The organism is Limnohabitans sp., from assembly GCF_040401135.1.
Classification (GTDB): Bacteria; Pseudomonadota; Gammaproteobacteria; order Burkholderiales; family Burkholderiaceae_C; genus Limnohabitans.
Map to the genome: position 1 here is coordinate 1,973 of NZ_JBBAOV010000009.1, position 15,559 is coordinate 17,531.

General features: G+C 55.0%; 16 protein-coding genes. 8 read left to right on the forward strand and 8 right to left on the reverse strand.

What is annotated here, in order from left to right:
* Positions 1-132 precede the first annotated feature (132 nt).
* Entirely contained in the window at positions 133-729 is a 597-nt protein-coding gene (locus ABWP81_RS03985; protein WP_353139696.1) for an OmpW/AlkL family protein, read from the forward strand.
* A gap of 100 nt (positions 730-829) precedes the next feature.
* Here ABWP81_RS03985 and ABWP81_RS03990 read toward each other — a convergent pair whose 3' ends face one another.
* The 4 genes from ABWP81_RS03990 to ABWP81_RS04005 form a co-directional block, all read right to left on the reverse strand.
* The gene (locus tag ABWP81_RS03990; RefSeq protein ID WP_353139699.1) at positions 830-2,944 is read right to left on the reverse strand and encodes a sodium:solute symporter family protein; all 2,115 of its coding nucleotides are present in this window, start codon (positions 2,942-2,944) and stop codon (positions 830-832) included.
* Positions 2,941-3,204 (reverse strand): DUF4212 domain-containing protein, encoded by a 264-nt coding sequence (locus ABWP81_RS03995; protein ID WP_353136647.1) that lies wholly within the window; start codon positions 3,202-3,204, stop codon positions 2,941-2,943. The genes ABWP81_RS03990 and ABWP81_RS03995 overlap by 4 nt, the downstream gene beginning before the upstream one ends.
* Positions 3,205-3,278: 74 nt before the next feature.
* Entirely contained in the window at positions 3,279-3,896 is a 618-nt protein-coding gene (locus tag ABWP81_RS04000; protein WP_353139702.1) for a tetratricopeptide repeat protein, read from the reverse strand.
* Between the two features lie 763 nt (positions 3,897-4,659).
* Positions 4,660-5,538 (reverse strand): 23S rRNA (adenine(2030)-N(6))-methyltransferase RlmJ, encoded by an 879-nt coding sequence (locus ABWP81_RS04005; protein WP_353139705.1) that lies wholly within the window; start codon positions 5,536-5,538, stop codon positions 4,660-4,662.
* A 180-nt stretch (positions 5,539-5,718) separates the two neighbouring features.
* On the opposite strand from ABWP81_RS04005, the gene rplM reads away from it, so the two are divergent.
* The 3 genes from rplM (at position 5,719) to erpA (ending at position 7,100) form a co-directional block, all read left to right on the forward strand.
* Positions 5,719-6,147 (forward strand): 50S ribosomal protein L13, encoded by a 429-nt coding sequence (gene rplM, locus ABWP81_RS04010; protein WP_100131731.1) that lies wholly within the window; start codon positions 5,719-5,721, stop codon positions 6,145-6,147.
* Positions 6,148-6,156: 9 nt separating this feature from the next.
* Complete coding sequence (gene rpsI, locus ABWP81_RS04015) at positions 6,157-6,549, forward strand: 30S ribosomal protein S9 (RefSeq protein WP_353136634.1); 393 nt, start codon at positions 6,157-6,159, stop codon at positions 6,547-6,549.
* Positions 6,550-6,734: 185 nt separating this feature from the next.
* A complete protein-coding gene (gene erpA, locus ABWP81_RS04020; protein WP_353136631.1) occupies positions 6,735-7,100 on the forward strand; it encodes an iron-sulfur cluster insertion protein ErpA in 366 nt (121 codons plus the stop codon).
* Here erpA and ABWP81_RS04025 read toward each other — a convergent pair whose 3' ends face one another.
* The gene (locus tag ABWP81_RS04025) at positions 7,101-8,228 is read right to left on the reverse strand and encodes an anhydro-N-acetylmuramic acid kinase (RefSeq protein ID WP_353139708.1); all 1,128 of its coding nucleotides are present in this window, start codon (positions 8,226-8,228) and stop codon (positions 7,101-7,103) included. It lies immediately after the preceding gene.
* On the reverse strand, positions 8,229-9,560 hold the full coding sequence (locus tag ABWP81_RS04030) for a peptidoglycan DD-metalloendopeptidase family protein (RefSeq protein ID WP_353139710.1): 1,332 nt from the start codon (positions 9,558-9,560) through the stop codon (positions 8,229-8,231).
* A gap of 122 nt (positions 9,561-9,682) precedes the next feature.
* Here ABWP81_RS04030 and tyrS point away from each other — a divergent pair, with 122 nt between their 5' ends.
* Positions 9,683-10,930: a tyrosine--tRNA ligase gene (tyrS, locus tag ABWP81_RS04035; protein WP_353139712.1), complete on the forward strand. Its 1,248-nt coding sequence runs from the start codon at positions 9,683-9,685 to the stop codon at positions 10,928-10,930.
* Positions 10,931-11,000: 70 nt separating this feature from the next.
* On the forward strand, positions 11,001-12,413 hold the full coding sequence (gene dbpA / locus ABWP81_RS04040; RefSeq protein ID WP_353139715.1) for an ATP-dependent RNA helicase DbpA: 1,413 nt from the start codon (positions 11,001-11,003) through the stop codon (positions 12,411-12,413).
* Between the two features lie 68 nt (positions 12,414-12,481).
* Here dbpA and ybeY read toward each other — a convergent pair whose 3' ends face one another.
* Both ybeY and ABWP81_RS04050 read right to left on the reverse strand, forming a co-directional pair.
* Positions 12,482-12,934, reverse strand: coding sequence for an rRNA maturation RNase YbeY (ybeY, locus tag ABWP81_RS04045; protein ID WP_353139718.1), 453 nt, complete (start codon positions 12,932-12,934; stop codon positions 12,482-12,484).
* Positions 12,935-12,938: 4 nt separating this feature from the next.
* Positions 12,939-13,895 carry a PhoH family protein gene (locus tag ABWP81_RS04050; RefSeq protein ID WP_353139721.1) on the reverse strand — a complete coding sequence of 319 codons (957 nt, stop codon included), beginning with the start codon at positions 13,893-13,895 and terminating at the stop codon, positions 12,939-12,941.
* Between the two features lie 41 nt (positions 13,896-13,936).
* On the opposite strand from ABWP81_RS04050, the gene ruvA reads away from it, so the two are divergent.
* On the forward strand, positions 13,937-14,509 hold the full coding sequence (gene ruvA / locus ABWP81_RS04055; RefSeq protein WP_353136945.1) for a Holliday junction branch migration protein RuvA: 573 nt from the start codon (positions 13,937-13,939) through the stop codon (positions 14,507-14,509).
* Between the two features lie 3 nt (positions 14,510-14,512).
* Positions 14,513-15,559 (forward strand): Holliday junction branch migration DNA helicase RuvB (gene ruvB / locus ABWP81_RS04060; protein ID WP_353139724.1); only part of this gene is annotated, 1,047 nt, incomplete at its 3' end.

The window sequence follows — 15,559 nt, forward strand, 5'->3', positions numbered from 1 at the left end:
CGCCTAAGCGCCGATCGCTTGATCTTCATCAAACACCTCTGCCTAAGGGGTTGATCGAAGTCAAGGCCTTGCTTCCTTGTTCGCTGTGAAATCAACAGCACGGGAATAAACCCGAGAACAAGGAAGCAAACAATGAAAAAAATTCTTATCGCCGCCGCTGTTGGCATGTTGGTCGCTGGTTCTGTCGCTGCTCAGGAAAGCCCATGGTTGGTTCGTGTGCGTGCTGTGCATTTGAATATGGCTAACACGAACAACACTACTGTTGCCGGCTTGACCGTGAACGACAAAACAATTCCCGAATTGGACATCAGCTACTTCTTTACCAAAAATATCGCTGCAGAGTTGATCTTGACGGTTCCTCAAAAGCAGCATGTGTATTCCAATGGTGCAGATTTGGGCACGTTCAAACATCTGCCTCCCACTTTGACGGTGCAGTATCACTTCACTGATTTCACGGGTTACAAGCCCTACGTGGGCGCAGGCTTGAACTACACGCAAATTACGGCTGAGAAAATCAGCGCTGGTTCAAACAACGTCACGCTGAGCGATAAAAGTATCGGTGGCGCACTTCAAGCGGGCGTTGACATTCCTTTGACCAAGCAAGTGTCATTGAACATTGATGTGAAGAAGGTGTACATCAAGTCGCATGTGTATGTGGGCGTAACAGATGTAGGCACTCTGAAACTCGACCCAATCGTGTTCGGCGTGGGCGTCGGCTACCGCTTCTAAGCGACAGCTAGAACTAAAAAAACCCCGATCGCACAGTGCGATCGGGGTTTTTGCTGTGTGGACTCAAGTTTGCAAAGCTGACTTTGCAAACCTTGTTCACTTAGTGCATCGCAACACCTTGTGAGGTTGAGCCGTCAAAGCTTGGGAAGCGAACGTTCTCCACCAGATCCTGAACTTCTTGGTCAGGCGCCTTGGTCAGCAGAGACACAATGATGATCACTGCAAAACCCAGTGGTACACCAAAGATGCCAGCCGAGATGGGGGCAATGTCCCACCAAGTGTTGGCCTTCAAGATTTCAGGTGTCAGTGAACCCTCATGGAACAAGCCGTACATCCAAGGATGTGTCTTGGCCATGTAGTAGAACGAAACGCCCAAACCAGCCACCATGCCCAACGAAGCACCCCATTTGTTGGCACGCTTCCAGAAGATGCCCAGGGTCAACGCAGGGAAGAAGGCTGCTGCAGCAAACGAGAAAGCCGCAGACACCAAGAACAGGATGTCCGCCATCCGCAAAGATGCGACATAAGCAGCGGCCAAGGCTACGAACACCAAAATAACTTTGGAGATCGCCACGCGACGGCTGGCCGAGGCGTTGGGGTCAATCACTTTGTAGTACAGGTCGTGCGACATGGCGTTGGCAATGGTCAACAACAAGCCATCGGCCGTGGACAAGGCCGCAGCCAAACCACCCGCCGCCACCAAACCAGAAATCACGAACGGCAAGCCGCCGATTTCAGGAGTGGCCAACACCACAATGTCACCGCCCAAGCGGATTTCAGCCAATTGCAAGATGCCATCTTTATTGATGTCAGCCACCGCCATCAGCGTGGGGTCAACCACGTTCCAGCGTGCAATCCATCCCGGCAACTGGTCCATCGGCGTGCCGACCAACAGGGTGTAGATGTCAAACTTGACCAACACCGCCAAGGCGGGCGCTGTGAAGTACAACAAAGAGATGAAGAACAGCGACCATGCCACCGACTCACGCGCTTCACGCACCGAAGGCACGGTGTAGAAGCGCATCAGAATGTGCGGCAATGCGGCTGTACCAATCATCAAACAGAACACCAAGGCCAAGAAATTCTTGCGTGCAATATCTCGGGCGGGTTCATCTTTGCCAGGGAATGGCTCAGCATGGCGCAGAGGTGGGGCTGCACGTGCCGTGTTGGTGGTGCGTGCAGCGGTGTAAGCCGCTTTGGCAGCCGCTTCATCTTTGGGTAGTGCAGTCAAGGCAGTTTCAGCGGCCTTGATTTCAGCTGCTGGCGCGTTGGCGGCCTTCAGATCATCCAGCTTTTTAGTGGCTGCTTCTTTGTCAGCGGCCATGGATGCAGGCACATCTTTCAACTTTTCAACAGCTGCATCAGCACGTGCTTTAAAGATGCCGCGAACTTCGAGTTCTTTGGGGTCTTTCAGCAGTTGCTCTTCTTTGGCCGTGACTTTTTCAAGCAGGTAGCCATAAGAGATCTGGGGCACTGGATTGCTGGTGTGTTTCACCGACAACCAGACCACGGGGATCATGTAAGCGACGATCAAGATCAGGTATTGAGCCACCTGTGTCCAGGTCACTGCGCGCATACCGCCCAAGAACGAGCAAACCAAGATACCGGCCAAGCCCACATACACACCCACGTCGAAGGACAAACCCGTCATTCGTGCGGTGATCAAGCCCACGCCAAAGATCTGCGCCACCACATACACAAAGGACACCAAGATGGCTGCAAACACACCAATCATGCGTGCCATGTTGCCGCCGTAGCGTGCGCCCAAAAAGTCGGGAATGGTGAACTGACCAAACTTGCGCAGATAAGGGGCTAAGAACAAGGCTACCAAACAATAACCGCCAGTCCAGCCCAAAATGAAGGCCAAACCGCCGTAACCTGTCAGGTACAGGGTACCGGCCATACCGATGAACGATGCGGCCGACATCCAGTCGGAGCCTGTGGCCATGCCGTTGTACATGGCTGGCACACGGCGGCCCGCCACATAGTATTCGGCTGCGTCGTTGGTGCGACTCATCACCCCAATGCCCGCATATAAAAGCACAGTGGCCGCCAAGAAGGCGTAGCCAATGTAGTCTTTAGGCATGCCAATTTGCTCAAGGATGGCAAGCGCAATGACGAAGGCAGCAAAGCCTCCACCGTACAAGATAAAAACTTTGTTCAGCGATTGCTGAAACTGGCCTTGGGTTTGGCCTTCCCCTCCAAATACACTCATGCTTCTTCTCCTTCTGCAACACCATATTCCTTGTCAAGGTTGTTCATATAGCGTGCGTAGTACCAAATAATCAGGCAGTAAATGATCAGGGCGCCTTGTCCAGCCACCCAAAATGAAAAAGGCCACCCAAAAAAGGTGAACGTCAAATCACGCGCAAAATACAAAAGTACAAAGGTTACAAAAAACCACAAGGCCAGCAATAGCCCCGTAATTCTTAAGTTTTTGCTCCAGTATTCCTGGTGCCTTGCAGTGAGCTGCATCTTGATCTCCTTTTAGTTAAAAAATACCGACTGACAAACTTGAATTTTTTAGCCACTCTTTGTGGCCTTTGTTCTCATGCAGGGCCGCCTAATTTCAGCCCTGTTTCCCTCTCCAGTTGGGCGGCCACTTTGGGCTCGAAACCCTTCAGATGTCGCATTACTGCTAAAGCCTCTTCAGGTTGGCCCAACTCCATGTGAACGCGTGCCATTTGGTACCAGGCGAAGGGGCTCATCGATTGCAGCTCTGTGTTGCGTTTGAAGGCCGCCAAGGCCTCTTCAAATCGTTGCTGCCGCACCAACGCCAAACCCAGGCCATACCAGGCGCGGTCCAATTTTTCATCGATCTGAAGGGCGGCTTTGAATGTCAGTTCAGCCTGCTGGCTTCGCCCAAGCTCTTCGCACACAAATCCCACATTGAAATGGGCATTGGCGTTGTGAGGTGTTTGAACCAGTGCGCGTTCAAAGTAGCCCAAGGCCTGAATGAAACGTTGGTCGCTCAACTCTTGATACCCAAGGCTGTTGAGCGCTAAAGGATCTGCTGGATTGATGGCGAGAATTTCTTGAAAAACATCATGGGCTTGAGCTCGCAAACCCACCACCAACAATGTCTTGGCCTTGAATTTCAACCACAGGCATCTGTTGCGAATAGCCGGGTTTGGACTGGCCGGTGAAATGTGGGTGTTCACTGACATGTTGCGATTCCCAATTCGAGGCACATTTCAATTTTCATTTGCACCACCACAACCCAAGCAATGATGAGCCAGCTGCTGGTGGCCAAGGGGATGTGTTGGTCCAGGATCAGCCTGGGGCTTAATCTGCGAGTGATCCACAGTGCGGGTTTGGACGCCACATCCAGCAATTGCCAGAAAACATTGCTGTCGCGATTGGGGCCGGCCAATAGTCCCAGCAAGAATCGCCCAACAATGAACATGAGCGAAAGCTCAATCAGACTCTTAGCAATAACCACAGCAAGCAACATAGAACTTTTTTGACCTAAATCATTCAATGTATAAATTCTTACAAAATTACTAGTTGCTTACAAATTAGGTCAAAGCCCTTATTAATTAATTACAGGTAAATTGTTTTTTTTGCTCGCTTATTTAGCCGCACTCATAGGTGGAAAGGCCTTGTCCAGCACAAAACCATCAAAAGATTGCGGTGGTGAAAATTTTCGCGGGGACTATTTTTTAGGGAAAGTACTAGGGGGTATTTCCCGTATTTTTTGCGTATTGATAACCAGTTTTTGGCTGTAGCAAGAAACACAATTTCAACTCAGCTGATCCATTAGACAGATCACCCGTCAGCTTGAATGCGGATTGATTCTGGATCTTAGGAACACTGTCATCGCTTTTAATGCAGTCGATTCTGATTAAAACCAGCTATCAACTTTCCAAAAAAATCCACTGACCTTAAAAGGCAGTGGATTCTTGCTAGCAGTTTGTGGCCAGGATCTGCTTAACCGCCCGACTCCACCGCCCAGCTGCGACCCGGGCCGCGTGCCAAGGCTTCTTCCACCACGGGCAATGCTTCGTTCAGCAAAGGCTTCAGCGCGAAAGGTGGGTTGACGATGAAAATGCCGCTGGCGCTGAGGCCGGTGTCGTTGCCGCCGGTTTTGCGGCCAATCGCCAAGGTGGCGTGCAGCCATGGCTTTTTGACTTGGCTGCAAAGGCCTTTGAGCTTTCGAGGCAAATCGTGGGCTTCTGGGCGCGGCACGATGGGGTACCACACGATGTAGGTGCCGGTGGCAAAACGCTTCAAGCTGTCTTGAATGCTATCGAGCACGCGGTAATAGTCGTTCTTGATCTCGTAGCTTGGGTCAATCAGCACACAGGTGCGGCGCGAGCCAGCGCTAGACACAGGCGGGGGCAACAAGGCTTTGAGCGACTCAAAACCATCTGCGCGTGTCACGCTGACGGTGCGGCCTGCTTCCAGCTGCTGCACGTTGCCCACCAGTGACTTGTGGTCGGTCGGGTGCAATTCAAACAATTTCAGACGGTCGCGTGCTTCGTGGCGCAACAGCTTGTGGATGATGAAGGGCGAGCCCGGGTAAATCTTGCTGCTGCCTTTGGCGTTGAATCCGGACACCATCTCTAGGTAGTCGGTCAAGGCGGCGGGGCCTTTGAGGTTGAGCAACTTGAGTACGCCTTCGGCAGCTTCTCCACTTTTTTCGGCGTAGTCGCCGTCCAAGCGGTACAGGCCAGCGCCTGCGTGGGTGTCTACAAACTGAATGCCTGCATCTTTTTGCATCAAATGCTTCAAAGTGGCGATCAAAGCGAGGTGTTTGAGGACGTCGGCGTGGTTTCCGGCGTGAAAAGCGTGGCGATAACTAAACATGTGGGGGATGGTAACCCGCAAAGCGCTTGATTTTGCTTATAATGTTTGGCTCTGCAGCGTTTGAGTGGTCCCGCGGCAGAGGCTTTGCAAAAAGCACTTCCCACCTAAGAGGTTCTCAACAGAAGAACGCCGACCGTGGAAAAGGACCCTGCAAACCAACTCTCCTTTTAGGATTTAACTATGTCTACTTTCAGCGCAAAACCCGCTGACGTGGTGCATGAGTGGTTTGTGATTGACGCCACCGATAAGGTGCTCGGACGAGTAGCCAGCGAAGTTGCTCTCCGTTTACGCGGCAAACACAAAGCCATTTACACACCCCACGTCGATACAGGTGACTTCATCGTCATCATCAACGCCTCCAAACTCAAGGTCACGGGTACCAAGTCTTTGGACAAGGTGTACTACCGTCATTCGGGCTATCCCGGCGGTATCACAGCGACCAACTTCCGTGACATGCAAGCCAAGCACCCTGGCCGCGCATTCGAGAAGGCCGTCAAAGGCATGTTGCCTAAAGGCCCACTCGGCTACGCCATGATCAAAAAGCTCAAGGTGTATGGCGGTGCTGAGCACCCACACACCGCACAACAGCCTAAAGTGCTGGACATCTAAGGAGCTGAAATGATTGGTGAATGGAACAACGGCACCGGCCGTCGCAAATCAAGCGTCGCTCGCGTGTTTCTAAAAAAAGGTTCAGGCAAGATCACGATCAACGGTAAAGACATCGCCGCATATTTCGGCCGTCAAACCTCGATCATGATTTCAAAGCAACCCTTGATGCTGACCAACAACGGCGAAGCGTTTGACATTCAAGTCAACGTGCACGGCGGTGGTGAGTCTGGCCAAGCAGGTGCAGTGCGTCATGGCATTACCCGCGCTTTGATCGACTACGACGCGGCTTTGAAGCCCGTCCTGTCACATGCTGGTTACGTGACTCGCGATGCTCGCGAAGTCGAACGTAAAAAGGTTGGCTTGCACGGCGCGCGTCGTCGTAAGCAGTTCAGCAAGCGTTAATCCGCTTTCTGCAATGCCAAAAGCCGCATGGGTTCACCCTTGCGGCTTTTTTATTGGTATTTTTGGCGCTCTGGCTGCGTTTAGCTGTGGCAATGTCCATGCTACAAACAGCGTCTCTAGCCCATACTTAGCGCAATACCCGAGTAAAGCGATATACTTTTATGCCTAGATACAGGAGTACTCAAATGAGCGCCGTTGCAGAAAATATCCAAACAGAAATGCCATCGCCTTTCGTCTTCACTGACAGCGCCGCTGCCAAAGTGGCCGATCTGATCGCGGAAGAGGGCAACCCTGAATTGAAGCTGCGCGTGTTTGTGCAAGGCGGCGGTTGTTCAGGTTTTCAATACGGTTTCACGTTTGACGAAATCGTGAACGAAGACGACACCACCATCAACAAAAACGGTGTGTCTTTGTTGGTCGACTCCATGAGCTACCAATATTTGGTAGGCGCTGAGATTGACTACAAAGAAGACTTGCAGGGCGCTCAGTTCGTCATCAAGAACCCGAACGCGACATCTACCTGCGGCTGCGGCTCTTCGTTCTCAGCCTAATCAAGCTTTAAAAATTCCACCCAGTATGCGGGCGCCTTGAGCGCCCGTTACTTTTGGTAGGTTGCCCGGCAGGCCCAGCACGGTTTGGCGGGCGAGCCAAGCAAAGGCGGCGGCTTCCACTTGAAGTGGAGGCATGCCGCGCTCAGCAGAAGTCAACACGCGCACTTTGCGCAAGCCAGCCTGCAAACGCTGCATCAGCAACCCATTCAACGCGCCACCACCACATACGATGAGTTCAGATGCATCTGCCGCATAGCGCAGCACGTCATTCACGCATGCGAAGGCGGTGAACTCGGTCAGGGTGGCTTGAACGTCCGCAGCATGGGCGTCGGCGTAGCCGCTGAGCTGTTGCGCCAACCAAGTGGGGTGAAACAAATCTCGCCCAGTGCTTTTGGGTGGGGCTTGGTGCAGATATGGCTCAGCCAACATGGCTTGCAGCAAGGGCTCAAGCACCGTGCCGCTGGCGCCCCAAGCACCGTTGTTGTCAAATTCGTAGCCGGTGTGGGCTTGGCACCAGTGGTCGAGCAGCGCATTGCCTGGGCCACAATCAAATCCCAACACATCGCCATTGGCATGCAACACGCTGAGGTTGGCAATGCCGCCAATATTTAGCACGCCCACGGTGCAGCTGGCTTGGCCAAAAATGCCTTGGTGAAACACGGGTACGAGCGGCGCGCCTTGGCCACCAGCGGCCACATCGCGGCTGCGGAAATCAGCCACCACATCAATGCCGGTGAGTTCGGCCAACAAGGCGGGGTTGTTGAGTTGCAGTGTGTAGCCTGTGCCATCAAACGCGCCGGGTTGGTGGCGCACCGTTTGGCCGTGGGCACCGATGGCGCAGACATCACTTGCAGCAGTCTGTGTGTCTGCCAGCAAGGTATGCACGGTTTGGTTATAAACGCGCACAAGGCCGTTGGCCGACAAGGCAGCGCGGTGCAGTTCGTTGTCAGACGGTGTGTTGAGCGCGAGCAACTCTTGTTTAAGCGCTGGCGTAAAAGGCAGGGTGCGGTGCGCCAACACGCGTGGCTGAGGGCTACTGAAATCTACCAATACACCGTCTACACCGTCGAGCGAGGTGCCCGACATCAAACCTATGAAAAGCTGAGACTTGACTGCTGATGCAGGCATTTATTCAGCGCGGCTTACTTGTGCGCTGGCCGCTGCGGCTAGGTCAACTTTGGCGCTGGCTGCATGACGTTTGAACTGGTCACGCGCAGCAGCAGACACCTCTACCGCGACGCTTTGGCGTGCCATGGTGAGGGGGTCTTTGTGTTGGCCGTTGACGCGGAATTCAAAGTGCAAGTGCGGGCCGGTGGCCCAGCCGGTGGCCCCGACCAAGCCCAGTGTTTGGCCTTGTGAGACCGATTGACCGCGTTTGACGTTGATGCGGCTCAAGTGGGCGTAAACCGTGGTTTGCCCGCTGGCGTGCTTCACCATCACCACATTGCCAAAGCCGCCTTGCGAGCCAGCCACATCGACAATGCCTTGCCCCACGCTGCGCACGGGGGTGCCGGTGGGTGCTGCGTAGTCCACGCCCAAGTGGGCGCGCCAAGTTTGCAAGATGGGGTGAAAGCGTATTTTGAAACCGCTGGTCATGCGCGAGAAAGCGAGGGGCGATGCAAGATAAGCGCGGCGCAGGTTGACGCCTTCTGCATTGAAATAGCCACCTTCTTTTGCGTTGGCCTCTTTGAACCAAAACGCTTGGTGTGTTTTACCGTTGTTCACAAATTCAGCCGAGATCACGCGGCCTGTGCGAAGCACTTCACCGTCAGCTTCGAGCGATTCATACACCACCGCAAAGCGGTCACCTTTGCGCAGGGCGCGGTGAAAGTCGATGTCGCCCGCAAAAATGTCGGCCAACTGACTAGCCACGCTGTCGGGAATGTTGGCCTCGTCTGTGGCCGCAAACAGCGAGCTTTGAATTGTGCCGTTGCCCATGCGAGCGCTGATGGCGAGGGCTGCAATGTCTTGGCGTTCCACAAAGCCTTCAGCTTTGCGCTCCATCACCCAGCGGGTGAAGGTCTCACCATCATCGTTGGCCCAACGGGCGGTTAGGCGTGTGAGGCGGTGCTCAGCGTCGCCTTCCACGCTCACCAAGCGGCCAGCGCGGCCAACGAACTGGCGTGCCGTGCGGGCACTGCGTAAATAGGCGGCGGCCTCGGGGTCGCTCAAGCCAAGGCGAGACAGCAAACTGTCAGCCGAGTCGCTAGAACGGGTGACGTCCGAGCGAAACAGTTGCAGAGATTTCTGGGTCCACAAGCTAGGCAGCGATAGGGTGGTGACACTTTCCACCACTTGGCGCAAAGGAAGTTTGGATGCGCCGTCGTCTAAGTTGGCCACCGCAAACGCACCACCTCCGAGAACCGTGAGCGCCACAGCCACACCCGCCAAGACCCGGCGGTGGTGTGTATGAAGGCTGTTTTGCAGGCGCGAGGCCCACAAAGAAAAAGATGTCTGCAAGGGTTGATCTCCGGCAGTTGGTAGATGGCCAGGGACGTGCCCAAGGCCTCAAGGTTTGAGGCCTCTAAAATCAGACTCAAACACCAAAACGGTGATTATACCTTTGACGGTAAAAACTCCTTATGAATCAAGCATCTTTACAAAACCTCCCTGTTGCTCATCCAGTGACCGACCGTGTCCTCGAATCCTTGGCTGTGACCCAGCGGGGCTGCGAAGAACTCATTCCAGCGGACGCATGGGTAAAAAAGCTCGCCCGCTCAGAAGCCACCGGTCAGCCGTTGCGCATCAAGCTCGGCCTCGATCCCACAGCGCCCGACATTCACATCGGCCACACCGTGGTGCTGAACAAGATGCGCCAGTTGCAGGACTTGGGCCACCAAGTGATCTTCTTAATTGGCGATTTCACCAGCTTGATTGGCGACCCATCGGGCCGCAACAGCACACGTCCACCGCTCACACCTGAGCAAATCAAGGTAAACGCCGAGACGTATTACAAGCAAGCCTCGTTGGTGCTCGATCCTGCCAAAACCGAAATTCGCTACAACAGCGAGTGGTGCAATCCGCTGGGTGCGATGGGCATGATTCAGCTCGCGTCCAAGTACACCGTGGCCCGCATGATGGAGCGCAATGACTTTCATGACCGCTTTCACGCCAACACGCCCATCAGCGTGCACGAGTTTTTGTACCCGCTGATGCAGGGCTACGACTCGGTGGCGTTGAAGTCGGATTTGGAATTGGGCGGAACCGACCAAAAATTCAACTTGCTTATGGGCCGCCACTTGCAAGCCGAATATGGCCAAGATGCGCAGTGCATTTTGACGATGCCACTGCTCGAAGGTTTGGATGGCGTTGAAAAAATGTCCAAGTCCAAAAACAACTACATCGGCATCAGCGAAGAGCCCAACACCATGTTTGCCAAGGTGTTGTCGATCTCGGATGTGCTCATGTGGCGCTGGTACACCTTGTTGTCGTTCCAGTCGATGGCAGACATCGACGCGTTGAAAAAAGAAATCGAAGGCGGACGCAATCCCAAAGACGCCAAGGTGGCGTTGGCCAAAGAAATTACCGCACGCTTTCACGGCGCTGCGGCAGCTGAAGCCGCGGAGCAAGACTTTATCAATCGCAGCAAAGGCGGTGTGCCTGATGAAATTACAGAGGTGTCGCTCAGTGGCGCACCCATGGGCATTGGCGCATTGCTCAAAGCCGCAGGCCTGGCGCCGTCCAGCAGTGAGGCCAACCGTTTGATCGATGGCGGCGGCGTGCGTGTGGATTCGAGTGTGGTGAGCGACAAAGGCTTGAAGCTCGACGCGGGAACGTTTGTGGTGCAAGTGGGCAAGCGTAAATTTGCGCGTGTGACGTTGACCGCGTGATGGTGCAGGCCAAATTGCTGCATTGGGTCAACGACGGATACGTGGCCATCTCAATCACGATAATCGGTGCATGACCGAAACAAAAAATACCGCTACGACCTTTGCTTCCCTGAGCCTCGCGGCCTCTTCTCTGGATAACTTGACGCAGCTGGGCTACACCCAGATGACCCCCATTCAAGCCGCCAGCTTGCCCCTGACTTTGGCAGGGCGCGATCTGATCGCCCAAGCCAGTACCGGTAGCGGCAAAACAGCCGCCTTTGGCATTCCCTTGGTTGAAAAACTGGACGCCGCGCTGTTTGATGCGCAAGCCATGATTCTTTGCCCCACCCGCGAATTGGCAGACCAAGTGACGCAAGAAATACGCCGCTTGGCCCGCGCGGTGGGCAACATCAAAGTGGTCACCTTGTGTGGCGGTGTGGCCTTGCGCGGTCAAACCGTCAGCCTAGAGCACGGCGCACATGTGGTGGTGGGCACGCCCGGCCGCATCATGGACCACTTAGAGCGCGGCTCTCTCAGCTTGCAAGGCTTGAAAATGTTGGTGCTTGACGAAGCCGACCGCATGTTGGACATGGGCTTTTTTGACGACATCGCCAAGGTGGCGCGTCAGTGCCCCAAAGACCGTCAAACCTTGTTGTTCTCGGCCACGTATCCCGAAGGCATTGCCAAGCTGGCGTCGCAGTTTATGCGCGAGCCTCAAACGGTGAAGGTGCAAGCGCAGCACGACGCGCAAAAAATTAAACAGATTTTTTACGAGGTGAGCAACAACGAACGTTTGCACGCCGTGTCGCAACTGCTCAACCACTTTCGCCCTGAATCCACTTTGGCGTTTTGCAACACCAAACAACAATGCCGCGATTTGGTGACCGTGCTACAAGCCCAAGGCTTCAGTGCTTTGGCTTTGTTTGGCGAGTTGGAGCAACGCGAGCGCGACCAAGTGCTGGTGCAATTTTCTAACCGCAGTTGCTCGGTATTGGTGGCCACCGATGTGGCGGCGCGTGGTTTGGATGTGGCTAACTTAGAAGCTGTGATCAACGTGGACGTGACGCCCGATTCCGAAATTCACATTCACCGCATTGGCCGCACAGGCCGCGGTGATGCGGAAGGCTTGGCCTTGTCACTCGCCAGCATGGACGAGATGGGCAACGTCGGCAAGATTGAGCTCTTGCAAAACCGTGAGTCCACCTGGGCCCCGCTCAGCAGCCTCACACCAGCCGCAGGCGGTATCTTGCAGCCACCGATGGCGACGCTGCAAATTGTGGGCGGTCGCAAAGAAAAGATTCGTGCGGGCGATGTGTTGGGCGCATTGACCGGTGACGCGGGCTTTACCAAAGAGCAAGTGGGCAAGATCAACGTGAACGAGTTTTCCACTTACGTGGCGGTGGAGCGCAGCATTGCACGTGAAGCCGTGCAGCGTTTGAGCGCGGGGCGCGTCAAAGGCAAGACGGTCAAAGTGCGGTTGCTGGAAGACGCGCTAGGGCGTTGACCGCCAGATGCTGAAGCAGCCCAAAAATGCTGCGTTTTTCTTAGATCAAAAAGTGGCCTTGCTCTGCCTCAATAAGGGCAAGGCAAGCCAAGGCTGGCCATGATGAACATCTCTAGCGTTTCCATCTCGATGGCATCCGCTTCTGAAGTTTCGTGGTCGTAGCCTTGAGCGTGCAGAGCACCGTGAATCAGCAAATGCGCGTAGTGCGCTTGCAGCGACTTGCCTTGCTCTTTGGCCTCTGCCACCACCACTGGCGCACACAGCACGAGGTCGGCCATCACCATTGGGGCTTGCGCGTAGTCAAACGTCAGCACATTGGTGGCGTAGTTTTTTTTGCGGTAGCTGCTGTTGAGTGCTTGGCCTTCTGCGGCATCGACGATGCGCACCGTCATTTCGGCGTCGTGGGCTAATGCACTGCGCATGCAGCGGTTCACAAACGCGCGTGGCAGCGCAGCGCGGTGACGCGCCTTGTCAGGCACGTCGCCAAATTGCAGGGTGAGGTCTAAGGTGGGCAGTGCCATATTTTTATGATTGTTTGCGTGAAGATGCGCCCGTCGTGGTGGTGCGTTGGGCGTCATAGGCATCCACGATACGCGCCACCAGCGGGTGGCGCACCACGTCGGCACTGGTGAAGCGCGTGACTGAAATGCCTTTGACGCGTTTCAACACGCGCTCAGCATCAATCAATCCGCTCAGCTGGTCCTTGGGCAAATCAATTTGGCTCACATCACCCGTCACCACGGCTTTGGCACCAAAGCCAATGCGGGTGAGAAACATCTTCATTTGTTCGGGCGTGGTGTTTTGCGCTTCATCCAAGATGACAAAGGCGTTGTTCAGTGTGCGGCCGCGCATGAAGGCCAGCGGCGCAATTTCAATCGCGTTGCGTTCAAACGCTTTTTGCACGCGGTCGTAGCCCATCAGGTCATACAACGCGTCGTACAACGGGCGCAAATACGGGTCTACTTTTTGGCTCAAATCGCCGGGCAAAAAGCCCAGCTTTTCACCCGCCTCTACCGCTGGGCGCGTCAGCACAATGCGTTGCACAGCGCTGCGCTCCAGCGCATCCACCGCACAGGCCACGGCCAAATAAGTTTTGCCCGTGCCCGCGGGGCCAATGCCAAAGCTGATGTCGTGTGCGGCAATGTTGTCGAGGTACGCCGCTTGCGTAGGGGTGCGAGGCCGCAGGTCGGTGCGGCGGGTTTGTAGCAAATGGGTACCGTCTTCTCCAGCGCTATCGCCCGCCAGCATCAGCTGCACTTGCTCAGGGGGAATGGCTTTGGCCGCCCGTTCATACAAAGCTTGCAACACCTCCATGGCGCGGGTGGCCTTGGCCTTGTGGCCTTCCACTTTGAACTGCTCGTGGCGGTGGGCAATTTTCACGTCCAAAGCCAGCTCGATGGTGCGCAGGTGTTCGTCGATAGGGCCGCACAAATGCGACAGACGGGTGTTGTTATGCGGGGTGAAGGTGTGGCGAAGAATCAAGTCGATAATCTCTCAAAAGTACCCCCAATGATAGGCAAGATGTGATTGGCAAATTAAGCGGCATTCTGAGCGAGAAAAATCCACCCCAAGTTTTGGTGGACTGCAATGGCGTGGGCTACGAGGTCGATGTGCCCATGAGCACGTTTTATAACTTGCCCGCCATTGGCGAAAAAGCGTCCTTGCTCACACACTTTGTGGTACGCGAAGACGCGCAAATTTTGTTTGGTTTTGGCACTGCTTCAGAGCGAACCACCTTTCGTTTGCTCATCAAAATTTCTGGCGTTGGCCCGCGCATGGCGCTGGGTATTTTGAGTGGCTTAAGTGCCGACGAGCTAGCGCGTGCCGTGTCGGACCAAGATGCTGGCCGTCTCACCAAAGTGCCGGGCATTGGCAAGAAAACAGCTGAGCGCTTGTTGTTAGAACTCAAAGGCAAGCTGGGCGCAGACCTTGGCCCCAACCTGTTTGCCACCCCCGACCACCAAACCGACATCTTGCAAGCGCTGCTGGCGCTGGGCTACAACGACAAAGAAGCCGCTGCCGCACTGAAAGCGCTGCCTGCTGATGTGGGCGTGAGCGACGGCATCAAGCTGGCGCTGAAATCTTTGGCCAAATAAAACATGAGCATCCAGACTGACGATTTCGCGCCTTCACCCGTGCCATCGCGCGTGGTGTCTTCCGCCCCCGTGTCGCCCAACGAAGAAGCCATTGAACGCGCCTTGCGCCCCAAACTGTTGCAAGAGTACGTGGGCCAGTTGAAGGTGCGCGAGCAGTTAGAAATCTTCATTGGCGCCGCCAAGATGCGCAACGAAGCCCTCGACCATGTGCTGCTGTTTGGCCCGCCCGGTTTGGGCAAAACCACACTCAGCCACATCATTGCGCAAGAGCTGGGAGTCAACCTACGTTCCACCAGCGGCCCCGTGTTGGAAAAGCCTAAAGACTTGGCTGCGCTTCTAACGGGCCTTGAAAAAAACGACGTGTTGTTCATCGACGAGATTCACCGCTTGTCACCCGTGGTGGAAGAAATTTTGTACCCCGCGCTAGAGGACTACCAAATCGACATCATGATTGGCGAAGGCCCAGCGGCCCGAAGCATTAAGCTCGACTTGCAGCCCTTCACCCTGGTGGGCGCCACCACCCGCGCAGGCATGTTGACCAACCCGCTGCGTGACCGCTTTGGCATTGTGTCGCGCCTAGAGTTTTATACCGCTGAAGAACTGCAGCGCATCGTGGTGCGCAGTGCTGGCCTGTTGAACACGCCCATGGATGTGGAGGGCGGTTTTGAGATTGCCCGCCGCTCACGCGGCACGCCGCGCATTGCCAACCGCTTGCTACGCCGCGTGCGCGACTATGCGGATGTGAAGGGCAATGGCCGCATTACTTTAGACATGGCCAATAAGGCGCTGGCTATGCTTGACGTGGACCCGCAAGGCTTTGACTTGATGGACCGCAAATTGTTGGAAGCGGTCATTCACCGCTTTGACGGCGGCCCCGTGGGCCTAGACAACATTGCCGCCAGCATCGGCGAAGAGCGCGACACGATTGAAGACGTGATTGAGCCGTATTTGATTCAGCAAGGTTTCTTGCAACGCACCCCGCGTGGCCGCATCGCTACCTTGGCAGCGTATCGCCACTTGGGTGTGACGCCGCCTAAGGCGATTGGCGAA